Source organism: Brevibacillus reuszeri, assembly GCF_002897295.1.
Taxonomy (GTDB): Bacteria; Bacillota; Bacilli; order Brevibacillales; family Brevibacillaceae; genus Brevibacillus; species Brevibacillus reuszeri_A.
Window position 1 is genome coordinate 414,526 of record NZ_BEXF01000002.1, and the last position, 15,907, is coordinate 430,432.

A 15,907-nucleotide genomic window follows, 5' to 3' on the forward strand; every position below is an offset into this window, starting at 1 on the left:
ACTTTTTCCTATCCTTCGTTACTTCAACGCGAACAAGAACTCGTTTCTATGCGGAATATAATAAACTATCTGACAATAATTACTCAATGTTCGATCGTACAATAAACGCCCTGAAATATTGTATACTTGTCTTATCCTGGGGGTGTTTTCATGCTTCAAAATCAGCTACTATTTTCGTTCCTGAACCAAAAATTCAACACGATTCCTTTTCAACTATATTATTCCGAAACTTCGCTTCAAAAAGGTCAGCTCCTTTATGAGAGTGGGGAAACAGAAAAAAGAGAATCTCCCATTCCCTTTGAGCCAAGCAACGATAAATTCCAGATTCAAGCCGATACGGATCAGACACTCGTTTCCTTTTTTTATCCCGGTGATATTCAAGTCTTACTCCTGCTTAGGAGTCATGACGTAGTCCTTCTTGAAGAAGAGCTTGAAGCCATGTACGTCATGTGTTCTTTCCTCGGAATGGAAAACAAAATGAAAGCAAAAGACGCTGAGCTATCCAGCATGATCGAAAGCATTCGTTCCATCACCTCCTCACTGGAACCGCAAGAGGTGTTGAACAAAATCATTACCCAAGCCCTCAGTGTCATTCACGCTGCCGATGCCGGCTACCTGCAGCTGTATGATAAACAAGCAGGAGAACTGACATCCCGAGCCGCTATTGGCTTTAACTCCAATCTAGAGGAAACAAGAGTCAAGAGTGGTGAATCCATTACCGGAAAAGTGTTTCGGGACGGCACTCCTGTCATCTATCATTCCCGCTCGGAAATTTATGAGGCGATGGCCGATCTCTCCCCGGAAAATTTCAGGCATATCCAGGCCGCGATTGACAGCTCTAAATTGAAATCACATATTTCCGTCCCTCTTTTACTGGAGGACAAAGCGATTGGTGTCATGACTGTGCAGCAGCATGACGCTGAAGGCAAGCTAAGCGAGGAGCACTTGCACCTCTTGGAAGGCTTTGCTGCACAAGCAGCGATTGCCATCCACAATGCCAAGCTTTATCAAAAAGCGAATGAACGCTTGGAGGAAATCTCAGAACTGACGAGGCAGCTGGAGGAAAAAAACAAGCTTCTTTTGCGAAGAGCAGAAATCCATGAGACCTTAACGCAATTTTCTCTCCAAAACAAAAGCGTCGAGTTCATGATCCATGAGTTAAACCGCATGATCAACCGGGAAATTTTCTTTTTCGATCATTTAGATTCAGAGCTTTTTCCAAAAAAGGCATTAAATCTTCTCTACGCTAGTAATGACGAGCTTTCCCGAATTCTCCTCACCAGGAAAAAGCCTTTTTATATGAATGTCGTGGATCGCAACCAAAACGAAATTCACTACTGCGTTTACCCGATAATTTCAGATCGTGTCTCACTCGGCTGCTTCATTATCCCTCTTGTCACTCCGATATCCTCCCATGATCAAATGACCATCGAACAAGCCAGTTACGTCCTGGCTTTGGAGCTGACAAAACGGAAAACACAGGAAGAGGTTTACTATAAAAAAACACAGGAGCTATTCAATGACTTGCTGCAATACAAGGATCCGCGCTTGCTGGAGGAAGCTGGTGAATCGCTAGGACTGCATCCCAAAGCATTTTTTTCCGTCCTCGTACTGGAAGTCGCATCGTATACGGATTTGCAAGCGTTAGAAGCCGTCATTCATCGGCTCATTTCCAGAATGAAACGGCACACTCACGAAAAAGGAACGCTGATTTTTGGGCTCCACAACAAAGTAACGATCCTGTTTTCAACGAATGCTCCGAATGAAATCGACGAAGTAATAGGAGGTCTTCAATCACAGCTGCCAGATTGGGAAGACCGGGAAGAAACACTACTCCACGCAGGGGTAAGTACGTCCTATGAAGGGATTCATTCCATCGCCAAATGCTATGATGAAGCGAGCAAATCCCTTTCCTATATGATCAATCGCAAAAAAACAGGGATCATGAGCTATAAAAAAATCGGAATCAATCGCTTGTTTTTGACTCAGCCCTTTGCTGAGATTGAGAGCTTTTCCAATGATATTTTGTCTCCGCTTCGCTCGGAGAAAGCCCAAAACAACGATTTGGAAAAGACGCTTTTCACGTATATCAAATCAGATAAATCCGTTATCGAAACAGCGGAGAAGCTGCATATTCATAAAAATACGCTTTATCATCGGCTGAAAAAGATTGAGGAATTGCTGCAGCTGGAGCTTAATAATCCGGATGACTTTTTGCAGGTTCTATTGGCTTGTCATTTACACGAAACAGTTTGATGTATGGTAATGGAGAAAGAAAGCAACTGGTTTAACACCTCGTTGCTTTCTTCCCTTTTTCGGAGCCTCAATCCATCGATGCCTTGATTTTCTCTCGTATGGCATCAATTACATGATAAATAAGCTGCATACGTTCAGGTGTGGGCCAGTCGCCACGATGATGACACCCCCGCTCCTCCATAAGCAGAAATGCCCGTAAATCCCATAGGGAGCAGCCAGCTAAATCGTCGCCCCGCTCGTTCTCTAGCTCGATCCGGTCTGACGCCTGAAAGCACTCCTCAAAGGATTCATATTCATCGAATGTCTTCGCGAACCAAGTAATGCTCTCCCAACCTGCCATCTCTCCCGGCAAGTCGTCCTCGGTTAGCTCTGCGCTGGCAATATCGCGATATTCATCATGCACTTCCACCATATCTAGCTCTGGTACAGTCTGACCGCTCCCAATCCTGCTTCGCAAATCCTCCGTCACGCGCCGGAGGATCTCTTGCCCCTCGTCTGTGTTTAATGGGACCAGCTCACGAGCCTCAAGCCGCGTCTTGTCAAACTCAGCCTTGCCTACTGAAAAAGAGCTTGTCGTGTATGCGTAAGCAACCTCGTCCGCCAAATCGCTCATTTTGTATAGATACAAACCGTCCTTGCAAAATGATTGCGGATAACGGTTTTCCTGCCATAATTCAGCAAGCAGGCTTTCCACTCTTGCATCCACTTCAAGGACACTCTCACAATCACGAATCAGTAAACGGCTATGCCCTTTTCCCGTAGTTTTGCTAAACGCGATCGCACCATTTCGGACATCACCAAAATTCGTATAATGCACGATTATTTTATCGGGACTCTCAGCAGCTTTGTACAAATAAATCGGTGTTTTCATCACAATCAGCCTCGTCAATCCAATTCCGCGCGGGAGAATAAATCTCGGATGAGAGCGTCGTCCTCACACGCATCCTTAAATCCGATCGCAAACTGCTTCAAAGCCTCTCTGTTATTAGAGTAAGCGCAGAACATGCTCCCTTCAGGATCAAAACGAACGACATCGACCAGCTGAGGCATGCGCTCCTGTATAAAAACGGCTGCCAGTGAGCCCCAATCGTAACCGTTGCCTTCAAATCCTTCCTCCTCTCTCATTTGAAAAACCTCATGCTTATAAGTACCAACATTCAAAATGACGGACGTACTGCCACTATCATGCTCAATCAACAGAAACGGCTTTAGTTTTTCCTCCAAGTCCATAGACAGCTCCGACTGATAATCCATAGAGTCCTTATTCATATGCTACAACTCCTCCATCTTTATGAAAGGTGAATACTACCTGCCCTGACATATTTGTATGCCCTGAGTGAAGTTTTCATTTTCTTGAATAAAACCTTTATTTTGGGAACAAAAGTCTCAGTACAAATGGTTTTCAATGTGATAAACTACTGATCAGATTAGCCACCCTTTTATTTCCATATGCAACAGTAAGCAGACCGTTTCTTTCGTTTACCAACTGAAGCGAGGTGTATACGATTTGACTACCATCATTGTCGTAATCGTCATTTGCTCACTACTCTCGGCATCACTGACGCTCACATTCGTCTTCAGGACTTTGCGAACCCAGAAACAGAAGCAATCACAGCGCAGGACGATCCTCACCGAGGGCACTTCCGCACAAGCCGTTATCAACTCGATTCAGCAAACAAATGTACGAATCGACGATAATCCAGAGGTATTACTTGATCTGACAGTCACAAAGCAGGATGGTCTTGTACTCCATACCGTGGTAAAGACCGTCATTCCCATCGTGCATATTCCTGCCTTTCAAAAAGGCAACACCGTTGAAGTGAAATATATGACGATAGACGACGAGCAAAAATTCGAGGTAGTAGGTGCCTATGTACCTTGATAAGGGATTTCCCACCCTTACAGGCTCTACTTCTTCGCAGACTGTGAAATAAACTCACCGAAACTGATTTTGCGCATTTCATAATCCGCACCGATGCTCTTTAGCTCGTCCTCGATTTTCGCGGCAACCTGACTAATCCCCTTGAAAACGAGCAAAGGCACCTCTTCTAAATACGCTTTCGCTTGCGAATAATCACAAGAGAACGTTTTTTTGATAAACAACAGTGTTTTGATCTTATCGCTGCCCGCTCCTGTGATAAAAACGTTGTAGTACTCGTATTCTTCGTCAGTGCTTTCCCACTCCGAATCATACTCACGCGGTCGCAGAACACTATGCAGAAACTCAACGAGGTTGTCATAGGCAATGGAAAAATCCCACGTGCCCGTCCCATGCTCGGCAGTATAAATGACAGTATCTCCTCTGGATAGATCAATACAATAAGGGTCACCCTCATCCGAGGCAATAACCAGATAGTCATTCGGCCATTCTGTTATAACTTCATTTGTAACAGGATTAAAATTGTATCCCAATTGACCTTGCTGCAGATCCTTGGCCCCGTAGATATCAAGATTGATATATTCGTCCGTGCCCCAGCTAACCATTTCAGGAACATAGTGCATTAAAAAGTACACGTATTCATTGGGCAGACGCCATTGTTCCGTAACGACTTGTATGGCCTGCTCCTCTGCTTCGGTAATCAGCTGCATCGGATACTTTGCGTAAAAATCGGGATCCTGTTCACGCATCGCCGCTAATACCTCTTGCATCTTCTCTAGCACGGCATCGATTTCTTTATAATCATTCTCCAAAGCTTTTCACCTCTACTAAAACCAGCTTTTATTATGCAGGATATGCTTCGCACCCATTTGATAAGAGCCATTGCTCCATAACGGCAAACTCCTGTTGAGCATCCTGTTCATACATGACAGCCACTTCTTGTTTGTTGGCATAATTAAATCGGATATACCCGCCCAGCTGCCGGTAGAACAGTTTGCATGTATATTGTGTTTCTATAGAAAAGTCAGGAGAATAAACTCCTCGGCACTTTTCGGCCAGCTCCGGCAGAGAAACATGAGAAACATGCCCCTGTTTCGGCGGCAAGCGCAAAAAAACATGGCTTTGAGAACCCGTCCATGTTTCATAATAGGCGGCCTCCTCAAAGTCTCGTCCATATACTTGACGATAGATTTCGTCCAGCACCTTGGCGTACGACCCATCGTCTTCCTGCTCCCGCTCCTGCAACGTAATCGCCCGCAAATACTCCTCATGCCGGGGCAACCAGATCAGCTGAGCCGTCTGGGGATGCACCGCCAAAAAGTCACCGTCAACTGTTGTGCCTATCGCTACACACTGTCCGATCTGTTGCTCTGTAATCGGGCTGTCCGCGTCGTGCTCCCATAAATCGTACTCGGCAAAAGGTTTAAGCACCTCAGTATCCGGTAACTGAACATTCATCCACCCTCTATACGTCCCTTCCCCGAACTGCTGCAAAAAATGGAGGTAACCAGGCGGATAAACCGTGAATTCTTCCTCCGCAAGCATTTGGTTTTGGTCGCGGGACAATGACTTTGGCTGTGACACCATGTACATGATTACTCCTCCTGTATTCGCTTCCCCCCAACATCCCCGCCCAACAGACGATTACTGGATTCGAGTCCCGGGAGATTCACTCTAAAGGCAATGAAAATCTCTTTAGTCATTCCACAATTTCAAAAATATTCCTTTGGGTCTGGAACAAGTCATTAAAAAATGGTACTTGTGACCCAATAAGCTTTTCCGAAAGCAAAATAAAAAGCGCCCGGATTACCGGACGCTACTTATTTACGATCTACTTTTGATGACTATTTTGAGAGGCTGTTTAGTTGATGAGGGCAGGTTCGCTTTTCAAACCAAGTACCTTCGATGTTGTAGCATGAACTTCTTCTAACAGCTCTGGGTTCTCCAGAAGTGATACGCCATAAGATGGAATCATTTCTTTTATTTTCGGTTCCCACTCGTTTATATGTTGTGGGAAGCACTTTTTCATTACCTCAAGCATGACGGAAACAGCTGTAGAAGCACCTGGTGACGCACCCAGCAACGCTGCAATCGAGCCATCGCTGGCAGTAATAACTTCAGTACCAAATTGAAGCGTTCCTTTGCCGCCTGCTTCTGTATCCTTGATAACTTGTACACGCTGACCCGCTACAACCAAATCCCAATCCTCGCTTTTCGCGTTCGGGATAAACTCGCGCAGCTCTTCCATGCGCTGTTCTTTCGATAGCATAACTTGCTGGATCAGGTATTTCGTCAGTGACATTTCTTTTGCCCCTGCCGCCAACATCGTCAAAACATTGTTCGGCTTTACAGAAGTGACTAAATCAAGCATAGAGCCTGTTTTTAAGAACTTTGGAGAAAAACCGGCAAACGGGCCAAATAGTAACGATTTTTTGTTATCGATATAGCGTGTGTCCAGATGCGGAACAGACATTGGCGGAGCACCAACTTTAGCTTTACCATATACTTTTGCATGGTGCTGCTCGACAATATCCTGGTTTTTACAGACCATAAAGATTCCGCTTACTGGGAAACCCCCGATATGCTTTCCTTCAGGAATACCGGATTTTTGCAGCAAATGCAAGCTTCCGCCTCCACCACCGATAAAGACAAATTTAGCTGTATGGCGTTCAACGCTTCCGTTAGTGAGATTTTTCACTTTTAATTCCCAAGCGCCATCGCCCATACGTTTAATATTATCAACACAATGCTCGTAGTTTACTTCAACATCTTTCTTCTGCAGGTGGTCAAACAGCATGCGTGTCAACGCACCGAAATTGACATCCGTTCCAGTGTCAATTTTTGTTGCAGCGATTGGCTCATTCGATGTACGATCTGTCATTACAAGCGGAAGCCATTCCATCAGCTTCTCTGGGTCTTCAGAGAATTCCATCCCTTGAAAGAGTGGATTACCTGACATTGCTTCAAACCGCTTCTTTAAGAACGAAACATCCTTTTCCCCTTGTACCAAGCTCATATGAGGCAATGGCATAATAAATTCATTCGGATTACTAATCAGCTTGTTGTTTACAAGGTAGGACCAAAACTGCATGGAAACCTGGAACTGTTCATTGATTTTAATTGCTTTGCTGATGTCCACGGAACCATCCGACTTCTCGGTTGTGTAGTTCAGCTCACAGAGCGCAGCATGTCCCGTCCCCGCATTGTTCCATTCGTTAGAGCTTTCCTCTCCTGCTTTTGAAAGCTTCTCAAACACTGTAATTTTCCAGTCTGGTACTAATTCCTTCAGCAGTGACCCTAGAGTCGCACTCATGATTCCGGCACCAATTAAGATAACGTCTGTTTGATTTTGTCTGTTACTCATTTTTACCGTCCTAACTCGCTGGTATTTGGAGAAAAGATGCAGGCGGCTCCTGATCTGGCCCCGTTGCAAGTCAGGGTGCTACCTAGTACACACCTTTTCTGGAATAATTACAACCTGTATATAGTGTAACACTTTTATCTGTAGAATAAAATATTTGCTATATATTGATAGAAATGTGCTATTAATTAGCCGACAAATTTCAGTAATGACACACTATTGTAATTAAGCTGTCACAATTCAAGCAAGGTCCTAAAAATGCGTAAAATCAATGGTTGAGCCTTACTACTAGCGGGATTACAACCTTTTGTGGGTTTCAAAAATACTCAACTCCCGGCTTCCCGTTTTCCCCTTATCATTTGTCGAAATTTCCCTGACCATACGGAATCAGTCTTTTGACACTATGATTCCCGATTACAAAACCTTACAATTATTAGGAAAAAAATTAATTAAATAGGAGGATCGAGCATTGAATCAGGCTGTAGAAGCTTTTCTGGATGATGTTTGGAAAGAAATCACTGAGATTTACGCAAAAGAAAGCCAACGAATAAATGCTCTGAAGAACCAAAGCCGCTTACAGGCAGGAATTAAGGATTATCTTCGTGTCGCTTGGAGAAAAGGGAAATTTAACTGGGCAGATGGGGATATTCATATCGATATTTATGAACCCTTTTCTTGGAGCGACAGCTCATATAAAAGCAACGCTGGTCCTTACATCTCGGAATTAACCGATGAGATGCTAACCGAGGAGTTCTTTCCCGCTTTATGTCAGCGTGTAGATACCCTTTTCCGCTCGGATGAACTCGGTCCCCGTTTTTTTGATTACAAATTTGAAGTCGTATTTGAATTTGAACGGGAACAATCCAAACTGAGTCTGCATCGCCAGCTACTGCATGAGTCCAAGCTTATTTTGCTCCAAAAATCACTAGAGTATTTTATTCAAACCAAGATTATCCCCTATCCACCCGTGCTGCCCAATGAAAATGACATGTTCTTCTTCGCTCGGCACTTGATCAATCCTGACCTGATGAAACAGGAAGAGAAGGAAATCGATCCATTAGTGCGGCGTCTTTCCGACAAGCTGCATACGAACCAAAAACGTAAAACGGAGTGGGTCGGTCATTATACCTCCGCCTTCAATAGCTGGGCACAGGATTATTTTCTGCCCAAGCATTTTGTTCGTCCTGGTGATTATGGGTACGAGTGGATTATAAAGGAGCAGCCGGAGCGTCAAGCAGTTGATCCCGGGGAGATAGAGTTCTTCCTCTATGTGGCTTTACAGGTCGGAATCACCCAGCCGGATACCCGCAAGAAATATCTGGAGCTCGCCGTCCAGCTGGGTTCCAAACGAGCAGAAGATTATTTAAAAGTGGGCAGTGGAAAATTCACGAGTAAACATCGGGGAGAGCTAGTCGAATGCAGTAACAATGACGTTACGCAGACGATTGATATCCGAATCCTCTCTGAAGAGGAGAAGGCGTACGAGGAAGCATTGGATTATATAATCAGCCTTTTGCGGCAGGATTTCCCCAAAGGCTACAAGCTCAAGCTGAAAAGCAGCCAAAAGCATTTATTACCGATGAAAAATTTAGCGAAATCCAAGCTGCATCAGTTTTTTGCAAATGCACTCAAGTTTCCAGCCCTGTTCCCTAAAATTGCAGAGTATGCCGAGATAGCTATGGAAGAGTTCGCGTGGTACGGTGATGTAGAACCGGGTGAAAAATCAGTGATGCCAGGCACCTACGCCGTATTTGGCCTTGGGTTGTACAGTGACGCTTACTTTCCATTGGTTTGCCGCTATATGGAGCTGGTTGATTCGGAGCATCAATTGGCGCAGGACAATTACGCGGAGGCATTTATTGAAGCTCATGGCGTAAAAGCAGCGCATATGCCGACAATCGTCTCGATCTTACTCGGTGGTAACGAGGAAGGGAAGCGTGTCAAAAATATCGCGATCGACAGTACCGAGCTTGCAGATGCGCTTGTCCAGGTGCTAAAAGGCAAAGAAAGCTATGAACGCGAGCTGGTGGTCCATCGAATTTTCGGAAGTGCGGACAAGCTTGCAAAAGCGACCAAGAAAGCGCAGCCTCCTCTGAAGGAAGGTCTTGAGCAGCTGTTGGCGCTTTTAGGATAAAAAGAAACCACTCCTGACGATGGAGTGGTTTCTCTTGCTTATCATTTTCTTCGGCGATACAGGTCCATCGTTTTATAACCTTCAGCCAAAACGGCAATCATCTCTGCTCGACGCTTTGCTCTCGTTCCTTCTTGCACAGCACTGTATACATACCGTGCCCAATCCCTTTGATACCCTGGCGTGAGAGATTGGAAAAAGGCGAGCTCTTTCGGCACCTCACGCAAATCATCCTCTATTTTCGGCACAAAGGGAATATAGTCAACGACGCATTGACTTGGTTTCGAGGAAGCTTTGGCTGCCTTCTTTTTCTCATTTTTAAAACCGACAACCGTAAATACTTCGTTCATGCCGACCATTCGATTAAATTTGATACTGCTTGTCCCCACATAGCCATCCTCGTCAGATCCTACTCCATCAAATAACTCATCCCGATGGATATAAGTCGGATAGACTTTATTGCCTTTCTTGGGATAAGCAACGTACAGATACCCTCCCTCCAGCAAATAGCTTTGATCGATTACCTTTTTCACAAGCGCCTGCAGAGACTCCATGTCCAGTACAAAAGCAAAGATCATGTCATACTGTACGTCTTTCAGTTCATGATCAGCATCTGTAAGCACAGCTAAGCTGTCTTCGCCTACTGGTGTGTTCAAGACAGCCGTTTTTTGATATTTTTGCAGGTTCAGCTTCTCAACGATAGTTTTAGACATGTTGGTTCTTCCCCTTTTTACGCGAAAATGAAGGCTTTCCTTAAAGCATCCTACTTCGTATTCATAACAAGCTCGTATTTCTTAAAGACCCACGAGTTCATCATGTCTTTCGCAGCGTCTTTGCTAATACGAACGGGTTGTTTTTGCTCTTGCAGGGCATCTGCTACATGTGACGAAAAACGAAGCGGCTTTGTGATCTTTTTGGTATAGCTCGCGACCTCATCAAAAAATACATACGTTAACGGCTGATGCTCCCGAATATCTTCATAAATATAATACTGCCCTTTTTCATCTTCTAAATCAATTTGGAAACCTTTGGGGAGAGAAAGCATGATATACGGCAATTCATCTTCTGCCCATTGTCCGAGATGTGGAAAGCTGATACTTTCATTTCTGACAAAAAACCCAGAACGTTCATCACCAAAAGTTAGAGAAATAGAGTATACAAAGAAAGGGTGGTAATCCGGCTTTTCTTGCGATGTAAAATACCGGTAATAAGTTTGGTAGCCCTCATACACCTGATCGTAACCATGCTGTGTGCTCGCTTGATTAGTAAGACGAAATTGTGCTTGTTTTTGCTCAAAGAGTTTTAACACACTTTTAAATTCTTCTGGTGCTAGGAAAAATTTAAGTTTATAGAAGCCGCTGTGATTCAATCTACTCATTGATCTCACCACCAAAAGTAAACTTTACTACCGTACTACTCACCATTTGTAAAAACGTAATTTCTTGGGTTTTCATTGCCAAGATCCACTTATTTGATTCTCAAAGCATGCCCGCAACGAGCACAATATCGGCTACTCCTCGGTGATAAGGTACCGCAGCCGCTGCAATGCAGCTCACCAGTAGTGGTATCTTCCGGATCGGGATGGCGCAGCTGCTCTTGTACATAAGGATTCATATTCGAAAAGGTTTGAATCTCTTCTCTTCTGCCGATACGGATCAGGACATATAACAAGATGATATCGATGCAACCGATAACCACCATCATCCCAACCTTTGCCCAACCATTGGCAAAATGGAAATCCCATAGTGTATGCAAGCCGATAACGATAAGAAACAGGAGGATCGCACTTCCAACCTTGTATACGGCACGTGCGTTGCCAAAGGCTTTCGACTGCTTTGACGCTACACCGATCCAGAATCCTGCTGCCGCAATTGCCGTCCACGCTCCATGACCAAAAGGCGACAATAAGGCCCTGATCCAGAGAACGGATAACATTCCGACCGAGGATGCTTCTTCCATATGCGACCAGCCGTAGATCATGCTCTCTACCGCGGCAAATCCCATGCCTGCTGCTGCTCCGAATACGACTGCATCCATCAGAAATTGTACCTTCTTTGTTCGAACAAGCGCGATGCCCACGAGAAGCTTAACACTTTCCTCGATCAATGAAACATAAAGCGGCAATCTAAACTGCGCGAAATCCAAGCTGCTGCTGTCGATGCCGATTAGCCACATTCGTTCCAAAAGCCACGCTACGGGAGCCGCAAAAATAGCGGAACCCGCGAAAATCAAGCTTAATCGCGACTGTCGAAAACCCAACAACTGGTGATCTCGAATATAAGTAACGAACGTAGCCGGGCCCACCAGTCCTCCTACAATTAAAACCACGATATTTAGCCAGCTATTGTTCAGGAACAAAGCAAGCAGGGACAGTGCAATGAATCCTCCTCCAAGCCAAAGAAGTACGTCAATCCAGTGCTCCCTGGCTTTCGCCAGGCTGGAATTGCGTACCTCAGAAACAGGGGCCCCAAAATCATATTTAACTTTGGAAATCAGGTGTGGAGTCCGGATACGGAGAATCTCCATAAACTGCTTCTGTATTGGGACGTAGTATCTCAGCACAAACAGAAATTCGCTTTTCCCCATCACCAATAATTCACTGTCCTCCGTTGCCGTAATTGTGACCTCTGAAGGAGTATCGGTTAATAGCACTGCTTCCCCGAAAAAATCGCCTTCGAGTAGAGCCGTCTTTTTTCTTCTCCCGCAGGCTTCCAATCTGCCCTTGCTGACCATGTAAAATTGATCGGCAAGTGCTCCCGCTGCCACAATGATTTCACCTTTCGCAACTTTTCGGACTGACGTTACTTCCGCCAGACCGCGAAGCTCCGAGTCCGGAATGACCGACCAGATCGTAGCGTTGCGAAGCTTCCGATGGATCATGCGAATGCGAACAGTTTGCAGCATGCTCTCATGGAACAGTGGGCTGCTTTCAGCAAATGACTCGAATAACTGACGATCCAAGCACAAAGCCGAAACGTCGCCAATGGCTGTTACCCGAGCTGTCCTGCGCTCGTTTTGCAGCAACCCGATTTCACCAACCAACGCCCCCGGTCCGAGCTCTGCCAGCAGCATCGAGTTCCCGACCAAATTGCGCGATGAGACCTGTACGTTACCAGTACGAATAAAATAACATTCCGTACCAATTTCTCCTTCAACAAGGAGCGATTGACCATCTATAAAATCTATGGATCGAATAGAACTGGCCGCAATCCGCAGCTCATCCTCGGGGATACCACGCAACAGAGGGTGATCATGCAAGAAAGAAAAAACGTCTGCAGAGGACATCTACTCAACTTCCCTTATCTCATATTACCAATAATGCTGTTTCTGGAATCCTGCATCTTCTTGATGAAGTCTGTCATAGTGTCGAATGCTTCGTTTCGTTTATTACTCAAACTTTGCAAGCGAAGCATATCCATCTGTTGTGAATTCGATTGAGCGTCGATTTGACTTTTTAATTGCGATCTTAATGCATCAAGCTCGTCTTTATTTTCCGGCAGCTTTGTGTTAAGCCCGACTTCTTCCATTGCTTTTCTCAAGACTTCTTTCTGATCGTCCTTTATACCTTGATCTGTTTTTGCATCAGCTTGTAAGTCTGCCTGTAAGTCACTCAGCTTGGACTGAGCATCATTTAATTTAGTTAACTGATCGTTTCTATCCTGTACTGCTTTGATTTGATCCCGTAACTGCTGTTCCATCTGTTTTGCTCGTTCCGATTGAACAGCCATAATAGCCGTTTCAAGATCCACGCCACTCACGCTAATTGTCTCTACTCCGCCCTGATTGCCAGATACTCCGATTGAATTCTGCGTTGCACCTTTGCCTAGTGCGTTATTAACCGTATGGTAGAACGAATCGTTATACATGAGGGCCGAACCGAAAAGTACACCTACAATAAAAACACCGCCAACAGATACGATCTTTTTCTTCATGCTCATTCGCCGCCAACTTCCTCTCATCCTGCTTTTTAGCAGTAAGCTTTTTCTATACATAGTTTATTATTTCGGCGGCTTTATTTCTGTAACTTGAATTACATCTTGTAAAAATTATAAATAAAAGGGGAGATTGCGTCTCAACTTAGCCTATATTACTTATTTTCTGGTAATTTCCCAGTGCAGGTCGGCGGATGTATCCGTCAATAATTGCAGGAGTGCAAATTCAACTAGCTCTATGCTTACGATGTACTGCTGGGGAAATTCACAGGCTTGTCCCCCTACGGTAAGCTCAACCATTTCCTCCTCTTCTTCCTCCGTTGAACTGAGAAGGTTATGAATCGCAGTGTTTGACTCAACAGTAACGATGAACTCCTGACTGCCTCCGCCGATCATGATCATGTTATCCATACGCTGAATACTGATCTGGCTTCATGTGAAGCCGTCCCTTCAGTCTTGAGCACGTAAATCGTCATCGATCCATACATTTTGACTCTACCTATTATTTTGGCTACAATTCTATTAATACCGTTCACTTCGTATCTACAGAAAGGAGTAGTCCATCCATGAAGAAAAAGTCTCTACGCTGTCTATCTTTTGGATATGGCTACTCTACTGCTGTTTTTTTCTAGGATTCATTTTTACGGGAGAAGTCTGTCCAAAAATGAATAGGAAAGATGGCAGAAAACTTTAGATTGCGAGGTAATGTAAAATGGAAAATGCAAAAATCATTAGGAAGAACCCAGCAGGTATGCATAGCCCAGTAGGTAACTACACGCATATTACAAAAATTCCACGAAATGCAGAGCTGTATGTGACTTCTGGTCAAATCGGGGCAGATCAGAATGGTAAGTTACCCGATAGTATGAACGAACAAATCGAGAATACTTTTAACAATATTCAAACCGTATTACACTCAGAGGAATTAACAGCAGAACATATTATCAAAGTAAACATATGGGCTACCGAAAAAATCGATTGGGATTATCTTTATGCAAAATGGGCGGAATTGTTCGGGAGTGATTATCCGGCAATGACAATTGGTTATCTTTCCGAATTAGGATTACCAGAAATAAAAATAGAAATTGAAATATGGGCAGCTAGAGTCTAAAACTAGTTGCACAACATCTAACCCACGTAAAAGCTATGATGCTTACGTGGGTTTTTTGCTGATTTTTTGAACTAGCTACATTCCGCTCACCAAGTTCCGGGCATTCTTTGTTTCCGAAACTATATAGCCAATATGATCGTAAGACAATTCAATACTTATTTTAGAGGTGAAACGAAATGTACTGGGTGCTTGGAATTATGAATCATACACTAAGTAATCCAAAGTTCATTCAAGAAAGCGATATCGCCCGATTTCATATGTGGATGGAAACAAGAGGCTGGAGATTTTCCGACTACTCATTAGATCCTATGAGTATAGACTATTCTGTTAGGCATGTAGATGGGCGTGATAAGTTATTAAGTTGGGACACAGATATTTCGGATTGGGAACGGACCGTAAACATGCCACATCACTTATTGCAAATGTATGCAGGTCTTGGGGTTGTATCAAATAACACTCCTTTACCCTTATGTGAGACTTGTGGTCATCATCAAGAATGTTGGCAGGGTAACGAGTATAGAAAACCATTAGATCAAGGCAACATACACTGGTCTCATGTCTCCCTTCCTTGGATTGGAACAAAGTATAATACTTTCCGCATAGCTGTTATTGGAATTAACCCTTACGAGGCTGGTGGTCTTGAATTTTATCCAAAATTGATCCCTCAAGCTAGGGAAGAGATGGCTAAGGGAAAAATTAAGGTTACCTTCAACCATCCAGGGTATGCAGGTACTGTATTGTGGCATCGAATCGGACTATATGCTTCTCAAACAATCTTAAATTTTGTAAATGATGATGACCCACTGACCTTCCCAGATTTATCTCACGTTGATGCCTATGATTGGATTGCTTTTACCAATCATGTGAAGTGTTCGCCAATTGGAGATCGGAGTCAGCCATCACAAGCTATGTGGGAAAACTGTCATTCTATTCTTAAGAAAGAATTAGGGATACTGGCCCCTAAAATCATGATTGTATTAGGAACCGGGGATAACTTTCATTACCTCAATAAAAATGTACTAGACGAAACTCCTTCATTGCTTGATGAAACAAAATCTGTTCGTCTGTATGTAGGTAAGCTACATAGCAGAACGATTGGTATAATAAACGTTCCTCACCCTGCTGCTCCAGGACGTGGTGCATCCCATCAGATTAGCAGAGACTTAGAGATGCTTCTGTTTAAACATGCGGCTAAGCTACAGTACATGCTTCATTTACCTAGACCTAGATTATAATC

The 15,907-nt window shown here is 44.1% G+C and carries 15 protein-coding genes; 5 read left to right on the forward strand and 10 right to left on the reverse strand.

What is annotated here, in order from left to right; translation table 11 throughout:
- The first annotated feature begins 150 nt into the window (after positions 1-150).
- A complete protein-coding gene (locus tag C3B52_RS04960; RefSeq protein WP_103104987.1) occupies positions 151-2,256 on the forward strand; it encodes a helix-turn-helix domain-containing protein in 2,106 nt (701 codons plus the stop codon).
- 67 nt (positions 2,257-2,323) lie between these two features.
- Here the strand turns inward: C3B52_RS04960 and C3B52_RS04965 are convergent, their stop codons facing one another.
- Together C3B52_RS04965 and C3B52_RS04970 are read right to left on the reverse strand one after the other, a co-directional pair.
- A complete protein-coding gene (locus tag C3B52_RS04965) occupies positions 2,324-3,127 on the reverse strand; it encodes a hypothetical protein (RefSeq protein ID WP_103104988.1) in 804 nt (267 codons plus the stop codon).
- Positions 3,128-3,141: 14 nt separating this feature from the next.
- A complete protein-coding gene (locus tag C3B52_RS04970) occupies positions 3,142-3,525 on the reverse strand; it encodes an immunity 51 family protein (RefSeq protein ID WP_235615605.1) in 384 nt (127 codons plus the stop codon).
- A gap of 238 nt (positions 3,526-3,763) precedes the next feature.
- Here C3B52_RS04970 and C3B52_RS04975 point away from each other — a divergent pair, with 238 nt between their 5' ends.
- The gene (locus C3B52_RS04975) at positions 3,764-4,138 is read left to right on the forward strand and encodes a hypothetical protein (protein ID WP_103104989.1); all 375 of its coding nucleotides are present in this window, start codon (positions 3,764-3,766) and stop codon (positions 4,136-4,138) included.
- Positions 4,139-4,164: 26 nt separating this feature from the next.
- Here C3B52_RS04975 and C3B52_RS04980 read toward each other — a convergent pair whose 3' ends face one another.
- The 3 genes from C3B52_RS04980 to C3B52_RS04990 form a co-directional block, all read right to left on the reverse strand.
- Positions 4,165-4,947 carry an SMI1/KNR4 family protein gene (locus C3B52_RS04980; protein WP_103104990.1) on the reverse strand — a complete coding sequence of 261 codons (783 nt, stop codon included), beginning with the start codon at positions 4,945-4,947 and terminating at the stop codon, positions 4,165-4,167.
- Positions 4,948-4,978: 31 nt separating this feature from the next.
- The gene (locus C3B52_RS04985; protein ID WP_103104991.1) at positions 4,979-5,728 is read right to left on the reverse strand and encodes a hypothetical protein; all 750 of its coding nucleotides are present in this window, start codon (positions 5,726-5,728) and stop codon (positions 4,979-4,981) included.
- Positions 5,729-5,996: 268 nt separating this feature from the next.
- On the reverse strand, positions 5,997-7,541 hold the full coding sequence (locus C3B52_RS04990; RefSeq protein WP_268811876.1) for a malate:quinone oxidoreductase: 1,545 nt from the start codon (positions 7,539-7,541) through the stop codon (positions 5,997-5,999).
- Positions 7,542-7,965: 424 nt separating this feature from the next.
- On the opposite strand from C3B52_RS04990, the gene C3B52_RS04995 reads away from it, so the two are divergent.
- Positions 7,966-9,630 (forward strand): DUF6138 family protein, encoded by a 1,665-nt coding sequence (locus tag C3B52_RS04995; protein ID WP_103104993.1) that lies wholly within the window; start codon positions 7,966-7,968, stop codon positions 9,628-9,630.
- 41 nt (positions 9,631-9,671) lie between these two features.
- On the opposite strand, the gene C3B52_RS05000 is transcribed toward C3B52_RS04995, so the two are convergent.
- The 5 genes from C3B52_RS05000 to C3B52_RS05020 all read right to left on the reverse strand — a co-directional run bounded on the left by C3B52_RS05000 (position 9,672) and on the right by C3B52_RS05020 (position 13,970).
- Positions 9,672-10,340: a YdeI/OmpD-associated family protein gene (locus C3B52_RS05000; RefSeq protein WP_103104994.1), complete on the reverse strand. Its 669-nt coding sequence runs from the start codon at positions 10,338-10,340 to the stop codon at positions 9,672-9,674.
- A gap of 50 nt (positions 10,341-10,390) precedes the next feature.
- A complete protein-coding gene (locus C3B52_RS05005; protein WP_103104995.1) occupies positions 10,391-11,005 on the reverse strand; it encodes a hypothetical protein in 615 nt (204 codons plus the stop codon).
- Between the two features lie 89 nt (positions 11,006-11,094).
- On the reverse strand, positions 11,095-12,885 hold the full coding sequence (locus tag C3B52_RS05010; protein WP_164684704.1) for a cyclic nucleotide-binding domain-containing protein: 1,791 nt from the start codon (positions 12,883-12,885) through the stop codon (positions 11,095-11,097).
- A 41-nt stretch (positions 12,886-12,926) separates the two neighbouring features.
- Positions 12,927-13,559 carry a hypothetical protein gene (locus C3B52_RS05015; RefSeq protein ID WP_201264843.1) on the reverse strand — a complete coding sequence of 211 codons (633 nt, stop codon included), beginning with the start codon at positions 13,557-13,559 and terminating at the stop codon, positions 12,927-12,929.
- A 159-nt stretch (positions 13,560-13,718) separates the two neighbouring features.
- Positions 13,719-13,970 (reverse strand): hypothetical protein, encoded by a 252-nt coding sequence (locus C3B52_RS05020; protein ID WP_103104997.1) that lies wholly within the window; start codon positions 13,968-13,970, stop codon positions 13,719-13,721.
- Between the two features lie 301 nt (positions 13,971-14,271).
- On the opposite strand from C3B52_RS05020, the gene C3B52_RS05025 reads away from it, so the two are divergent.
- Together C3B52_RS05025 and C3B52_RS05030 are read left to right on the forward strand one after the other, a co-directional pair.
- Positions 14,272-14,670 (forward strand): RidA family protein, encoded by a 399-nt coding sequence (locus C3B52_RS05025; RefSeq protein WP_103104998.1) that lies wholly within the window; start codon positions 14,272-14,274, stop codon positions 14,668-14,670.
- 197 nt (positions 14,671-14,867) lie between these two features.
- Complete coding sequence (locus tag C3B52_RS05030) at positions 14,868-15,905, forward strand: uracil-DNA glycosylase family protein (protein WP_164684705.1); 1,038 nt, start codon at positions 14,868-14,870, stop codon at positions 15,903-15,905.
- Positions 15,906-15,907 lie beyond the last annotated feature (2 nt).